We start from the raw sequence: 1,235 nt of genomic DNA on the forward strand, positions 1-1,235 counted from the left end.
AGCATTTGAGGTTACGGCTGATTAGTTTAAGTTGGGTTGTTAGCGTTGTCTGCCCCTTAATGCGGCGTTATGCTTTATTGAGCCTCAGCAAAATCAATATATAAATTTTAATGGGGAAAACTCTGTCTGATTTAAAAGTTTTCCTATTCTAATTTATTGATATTATGAGTTTATTGTTCTTTTTGGTGGCGATTGAAAGTTGAACGATACTTTTGTGTTTTTGTCGGGTTTTGCTCTGATAAATTGTGTACGCAAAAGATTCAATTGTCGCTGAAAAGTCTCTTTCTTTGTTGTTGTTTGTTCATTGATTCCACCGGCTATTTCGCTTCAGCATGTTTGGGATCTCATTGGCATCTAGTTTGCTGACAGTGTTTGGTTAGCGCAAGTTTATCGGCGAATGTGCGTTTTTATCCGGCTCTGCTCTGATAAATTGTGTACGCAAAAGGTTCGATTATTGCTGAAAGGTCTCTTTCTTTGGTGTGGTTTGCTCATTGATTCCTCAGGCTATTTCGCTTCAACTTGTTTGGGATCTTATCGACAACAATGATTGCTGAAAGTAGGTTGGTTTGTCATTTTGAGTTAAACTGCTACGAACAAATGAATTTTGTAAAAGTTCAATATAATCAATAAGTAATAAAGCATAACAAACGCTTCAAGAGGGACTTCCAACGCGCGGCATTTTTATTATGCGTTGGTTTTTGTGGTTACGGTGTTATGCGGAAACTTGGTAGTAGCGTTGTCAGCCCCTTAAGCGGGCGTTATGTAACCGTAGAGAAAAAGACCGCAATATATTGAAAGTTAGAGTGTTTTTATGCTTTTGCATTTTGAAGTTAGCTTCTATTTTACATGTTTTATGATTTTAACTTATTGTTTTAATTGGTTATTTATACGGTTTGTAAAATTAGTCTTATTCATGTTGATTTGGTTTTCGTCTTCCTTGTTCTTCGAATTTTCCGTTTGTTCTTAATGGCTCAGTGGGTTTGCGATAAGCTTGGTGGCAGTCATTTTTTTCTCTGAACTAGGGCTCGCAGTTTCGCTGTTGCCACGAAAATTCTACTGGGTTACTGCTAACTTTTCATGTAAGTTAAACGATATTTGGCAATGCTGTTCTTTGTAATGCTTTGAAATAGTTAGTAAAGTTACATAACAAAGCATTCAAGAGGGACAGTCAACGCTTGACAGTTTTGGTTTGGTTGAGCATTTGAGGTTACGGCTGGTTAGTTTGAGTTTAGTTG

The sequence above is a fragment of the Vibrio fujianensis genome, from assembly GCF_002749895.1.
Lineage (GTDB): Bacteria > Pseudomonadota > Gammaproteobacteria > Enterobacterales > Vibrionaceae > Vibrio > Vibrio fujianensis.